The 5,569-nt window shown below is 68.3% G+C and carries 5 protein-coding genes; 4 read left to right on the forward strand and 1 reads right to left on the reverse strand.

Going from position 1 to position 5,569, the window contains the following annotated elements:
* Nucleotides 1-679, reverse strand: a 679-nt coding sequence (locus ACFV5N_RS23945) for a LacI family DNA-binding transcriptional regulator (RefSeq protein WP_385603471.1), incomplete at its 3' end; no start/stop codon positions are given.
* Nucleotides 680-895: 216 nt separating this feature from the next.
* On the opposite strand from ACFV5N_RS23945, the gene ACFV5N_RS23950 reads away from it, so the two are divergent.
* From ACFV5N_RS23950 to ACFV5N_RS23965, 4 genes are all read left to right on the forward strand, one after another.
* Nucleotides 896-1,861: a carbohydrate ABC transporter permease gene (locus tag ACFV5N_RS23950; RefSeq protein WP_385603474.1), complete on the forward strand. Its 966-nt coding sequence runs from the start codon at nucleotides 896-898 to the stop codon at nucleotides 1,859-1,861.
* Nucleotides 1,851-2,783, forward strand: a complete 933-nt coding sequence (locus ACFV5N_RS23955; protein WP_385603477.1) for a carbohydrate ABC transporter permease — start codon at nucleotides 1,851-1,853, stop codon at nucleotides 2,781-2,783. The genes ACFV5N_RS23950 and ACFV5N_RS23955 overlap by 11 nt, the downstream gene beginning before the upstream one ends.
* A 54-nt stretch (nucleotides 2,784-2,837) precedes the next feature.
* Complete coding sequence (locus tag ACFV5N_RS23960) at nucleotides 2,838-4,127, forward strand: ABC transporter substrate-binding protein (RefSeq protein ID WP_385603480.1); 1,290 nt, start codon at nucleotides 2,838-2,840, stop codon at nucleotides 4,125-4,127.
* A gap of 88 nt (nucleotides 4,128-4,215) precedes the next feature.
* The gene (locus ACFV5N_RS23965) at nucleotides 4,216-5,526 is read left to right on the forward strand and encodes a Gfo/Idh/MocA family protein (RefSeq protein ID WP_385603483.1); all 1,311 of its coding nucleotides are present in this window, start codon (nucleotides 4,216-4,218) and stop codon (nucleotides 5,524-5,526) included.
* The last annotated feature ends 43 nt before the right edge of the window (nucleotides 5,527-5,569 follow it).

Consider the following 5,569-nt stretch of genomic DNA (forward strand, 5'->3'; position numbering starts at 1 on the left):
GCACCGCGGCGGCGGCCTGCTGGCCACCGCGCTCGGTGGGCGCGTTCGGCCCGGTGATCTCCAGCGCCACCCCGGCCCGCCCGGCCGCCGCGGCGGCCGATCTGCGCATCTGCTCGCTCGTCCACGAGCCGCGCGGCCCGCCCAGCAGCATCAGCCGCCGGTGGCCGAGACCCGCCAGATGCTCCACGGCCGCCGCCGCCCCGCTGCTGACGTCCATCAGCACCGCGGGCAGCCCCTTGACGCTGCGGTTCACGACCACGAACGGCAGATCCGCGCTCAGCTGGGCGATCGCGGTGTTCGACAGCCGGGGGCTGACCAGGACCACCCCGTCCACCTGCTTGGCGAGGATCGCGATCAGCTCCTCCTCGGCCCGCGGGTCCTCGTCCGTGTCCGCCACGAACACCTGGTAGCCGCGCACCCTGGCGTACGACTGGGCGGACTTGATCAGCGGCGGGAAGAACGGATTGGCGATGTCGGCGACGATCAGCCCCAGGTTGTGGGTCACGCCCGTGGTCAGCGCGCGAGCCGCCTGGTTGGGGCGGTAGCCCAGCTCGGCGGCCGCGGCGAGAACTCGTTCCCGGGTGTCGACTTTGACCAGGTTCGGTGCCGAGAATGTCCGGGAGACCGTGGACACATGAACGCCGGCGGCCCGGGCCACGTCACGGATGGTCACCGCCATGAGCGCCCGCCCCCTCCACAGTCGTCTCTGTCACGGCGGTCACCATAGCCTGCAATCGGTTGTCATGAAAATCCGCGCAGACCCTTGACGTTTCTTGCTGGTTACACCAGCCTGCTGCAACCGGTTGTATTAACGGAGCAACAACCCGGATCCCGCGTCGTCCCCTCAACACGCTCGGTGTGCTGCCCCTCGTCTCCTCGAAAGGAGCGCCCTCGCATGACCGACACCCAGGTGCGCCCCAGGCCACCGGGCACCACTACCCGCCCCCCTGTGGCGGACCACAAGGGCGCGCTGCGCAAACGGCGGCGCAAGGAGTCCCTGACCGCCTATCTCTTCCTGCTGCCGTGGTTCGTCGGGCTGATCGCCATCACGGCCGGCCCCCTGCTGACCTCGCTGTACCTGTCGTTCACCGACTACAGCCTCATCGGGGACAGCAACTGGGTCGGGTTCGACAACTACATCCGGATGTTCCAGGACGACCCGCGGTTCCTCAAGGCGCTCACCAACACGGCGATCTACGTCTTCGTCTCCGTCCCCCTCCAGCTGGCCTTCGCCCTCGCGCTGGCGATGGTGCTCGACCGGGGCGTGAGCGGACTGCCGATCTACCGCTCCGTGTACTACCTGCCGTCCCTGCTCGGCTCCTCCGTCGCCATCGCCATCCTGTGGCGGCAGATCTTCGGCGCCGACGGCCTGGTCAACGAGTTCCTGGGCATCTTCGGCATCGAGGGCATGGGCTGGGTCTCCCACCCCGACACCGCGCTGGGCACGCTGATCATCCTCAACGTGTGGACCTTCGGCTCCCCGATGGTCATCTTCCTCGCGGGCCTGCGGCAGATCCCCACCAGCTACTACGAGGCCGCCAGCCTGGACGGGGCCGGCAAGACCCGGCAGTTCTTCTCCATCACGCTGCCGCTGCTGTCGCCGATCATCTTCTTCAATCTCATCCTCCAGCTGATCAACGCCTTCCAGTCCTTCACCCAGGCGTTCGTCATCAGCGGCGGCAACGGAAGCCCGGCCGACTCGACGCTCCTCTACACGATGCACGTGTACCAGAAGGGCTTCAACAGCTTCGAGATGGGCTACGCCTCGGCGATGGCGTGGGTCCTGGTCCTGATCATCGCGGCGCTGACCGGGGTGAACTTCCTCATGTCAAAGTATTGGGTGTTCTACAGTGACAAATAACGTCAAGCCGCGCCCCGACGCACGCGCCGGCGCCGCCCACGACGGCAACGGTCACCCCGGACTGAACGACACCCTGTTCGCCCGCGTCCTGCGCGCCCTCAGCGGCAAGCGCATCCTGACCCACATCCTGCTCATCGGTTTCGGGTTCGTCATGCTGTACCCGGTCCTGTGGATGATCTCCAGCTCCCTGAAGCCGGAAGAACTCATCTTCCGCGAGCCGGGGCTGTGGCCCTCCAGCTTCACCTTCGACAACTTCGGCAACGGCTGGGACGCGCTGCGCTACCCGTTCAGCCACTACTTCCTGAACTCGGCGATCATCACCGGCGCCTCCATCGTCGGCAACCTGGTGGCCTGCTCGCTGGCCGCCTACGCCTTCGCCCGGCTGGAGTTCCCGTTCAAGAAGTTCTGGTTCGCCCTGATGCTCGGCTCCATCATGCTGCCGCTGCACGTGGTGATCGTCCCGCAGTACATCCTGTTCTCGGACCTCGGCTGGATCAACACCTTCTATCCGCTGATCGTCCCGAAGTTCCTGGCCACCGACGCCTTCTTCATCTTCCTGATGGTGCAGTTCATCCGCACCCTGCCCCGGGAGCTCGACGAGGCCGCCGTCATCGACGGCGCCGGACACTGGCGGATCTTCACCCGGATCATCCTGCCGCTGTCCACGCCCGCCCTGGCCACCACGGCGATCTTCACCTTCATCTGGACCTGGAACGACTTCCTCAGCCAGCTGATCTTCCTCACCAACCCGGACAAGTTCACCGTCCCGGTGGCGCTGCGCACCTTCCTGGACTCCAGCGGGGAGTCCTCCTGGGGCCCGATGTTCGCCATCTCGGTGCTCTCGCTCGGCCCGATCTTCGGCTTCTTCCTCGCCGGCCAGAAGTACCTGGTGCGCGGCATCGCCACCACCGGCCTCAAGTAGGCCACGCCACCCCCTGTACGTCCCCCCTTATCGCGTTTCCGACAAGGAGTCCTTGTGAACGGCAGAAAGAACGGTGCGACGAAGCTCTGTTCGGCGCTCCTGCTGGCCGGTGCCCTCACCTTCACCGCCGCCTGCGGCGGCGGTGACAGCGGCGGCGACGGCACGACCACCCTGCGGGTGGCCTGGTGGGGCAACGACACCCGCCAGGCGATCACCGAGGAAGTCCTCGACCTCTTCATGGAGAAGCACGAGGACATCAAGGTCGAGATGGAGTATTCCGACTGGGACAACTACTACGACCGGCTCACCACCCAGATGGCCTCCGGTGACGCGCCCGACGTGTTCTCCACCGAGATCCGCCGGATGGGCGAGTTCGGCACCCGCAACGCGCTGGCCGACCTCGACGGCCTGGTGGACGTGAGCAACCTCGACCCCCAGCTGCTCCAGTCCGGCCAGCTGGAGGGCACCCAGTACGCGATACCCACCGGCGTCAACGCCTTCATCATCGCCGCCAACAAGACCGTCCTGGACGAGGCCGGCATCGAGCTGCCGGACGACACCACCTGGACGTGGGACGACTACAAGGAGTTCAGCGCCGAGGTCACCGCGGCCACCGACGGCGGCGTCTACGGCACCCAGCTGAGCTTCAACGACGCCTACCTCAACATCTACGCCCAGCAGCACGGCGAGACGTTCTACAGCGAGGACGGCAAGATCGGGATGTCCGAGGAGGTCATCGCCGACTGGTACGGCTTCCAGCAGGAGCTGATCGACTCGGGGGCCAGCCCCGACGCCTCGCGCAGCGCCGAGCTGGGCTCCACCGGCGTCGAGGCCTCCCTGGTCGCCACCAACAAGGGCGCCTTCGGCATGTGGTGGTCCAACCAGCTCAACGCCATCACCACCGGCTCCGGCTCCGAGATCGTCCTGCTGCGCATGCCCAAGGACGCCGACGCCGTCAGCGGCGGCCACTTCCTCCAGCCGAACATGTTCTGGTCCGTCGCGGCCGGCAGCGGCAAGAAGGAGGCCGCCGGCCAGCTCGTCGACTTCCTGGTGAACGACCCCGAGGCCGCCGCCATCATCGGCTCCGACCGCGGTCTGCCGCGCAACGAGGCCGTGCTGGAGCAGATCCGCGACGGTCTGCCCGAGACCGACCAGGCCTCGCTGGAGTTCATCGGCGCGCTCGCCGACGAGCTGAACGACCCGCCCAAGGCCAACCCGAACGGCGCCGGCGAGATGCCCGCCATGCTGGAGCGGTACGGCCAGGAAGTCGTCTTCGGCCGGATGAGCCCGCAGGAGGCCGCCTCCGGCTTCATCAACGAGGCCAACTCCGTCCTCAGCAAGTAATACCGAGCCGGCCCGCGCACCGCCCCCTCGCCGGGGCGCGTGCGCGGGCCCTCGGCCGTACCACCGCTACTCAGGGGAGAACTGAGAGATGACCCGCCGCTACGCCTTCGTCGGACTCGGCAACCGGGCCCAGATGTATGTCGACGCGCTGCTGGGCGACTGGAGCGACACCGGTGAGATCACCGCGCTCTGCGACCTCAACCAGACCCGCATGGACTACTACAACCAGCTGATCACCGCCACCGGCCGCCAGGCGGTGCCCACCTTCACGCCCGACGCCTTCGACGCGCTGCTGGAGCGGGCGGACGTGGTCGTCGTCACCACCATGGACTCCACCCACGCCCACTACGTGTGCGCCGCCCTGGACGCCGGCCGCGACGTGGTGGTGGAGAAGCCGCTGACGATCGACGCCGAGAGCTGCGAGCGGATCGCCGACGCCGCCGAGCGCAACCCCGGGCAGCTGATCGTCACCTTCAACTACCGCTACTCCCCCCGGAACTCGGCGGTACGGCAGGTGATCGCGGACGGCCGGATCGGCGACGTCACCTCCGTGCACTTCGAGTGGGCGCTGGACACCATCCACGGCGCGGACTACTTCCGCCGCTGGCACCGCCGCAAGCACGAGTCGGGCGGGCTGCTGGTGCACAAGTCCACCCACCACTTCGACCTGATCAACTGGTGGCTGGCGGCCAGCCCCGAGCTGGTGTTCTCCCAGACGGACCTGCGCTTCTACGGCAGCGAGGCGGCCGGCGCCGCACTCGCGGGCGGCGCGCGCCCCGAGCGCGGGCAGGGCTCCCCCGGCCTGGGCTCCGACCCGTTCATCCTCGACATCTCCGTCGACCCGAAGCTCAAGGCGCTCTACCTGGACGCCGAGCACGAGGACGGCTACATCCGCGACCAGGACGTCTTCGCCGAGGGCGTCACGATCGAGGACAACATGGCGGTGCTGGTCCGCTACGACAACCGCGCGCTGCTCACCTACTCGCTCAACGCGCACTCCCCCTGGGAGGGCTACCGGGTCACCTTCAACGGCACCAGGGGCCGGCTGGAGCTGGAGGTCGTCGAGCGCGCCTGGACCCCGCCGCACGCCGCGATCGACCCGACGGCGGCCAGCAAGTCGCTGGCCGAGGGCGTCTCCGAGCGGTTGGTGCTCCAGGAGCACTGGAAGCAGGCCGAGGAGATCGAGATCCCGCAGGGCGAGGGCGGTCACGGCGGCGGCGACCGGCTGCTGCTGAACGACGTCTTCCGCGGCCCGGACAACGACCCGCTGGCCCGCCAGGCCGGGTACCGGGACGGCATCCGCAGCGTACTCACCGGCGTCGCCGCCAACGAGTCCGCCCGCACCGGCGCCCCGGTGCCGCTGACGGACGAGGGGACCAAGCTCGCCCCGCGGGACTGAGCCGGTGAGCCGGGACGGCGGGGAGCGGCGGTCGGGGCCCCTC

The organism is Streptomyces sp. NPDC059853, assembly GCF_042731495.1.
Taxonomy (GTDB): domain Bacteria; phylum Actinomycetota; class Actinomycetes; order Streptomycetales; family Streptomycetaceae; genus Streptomyces.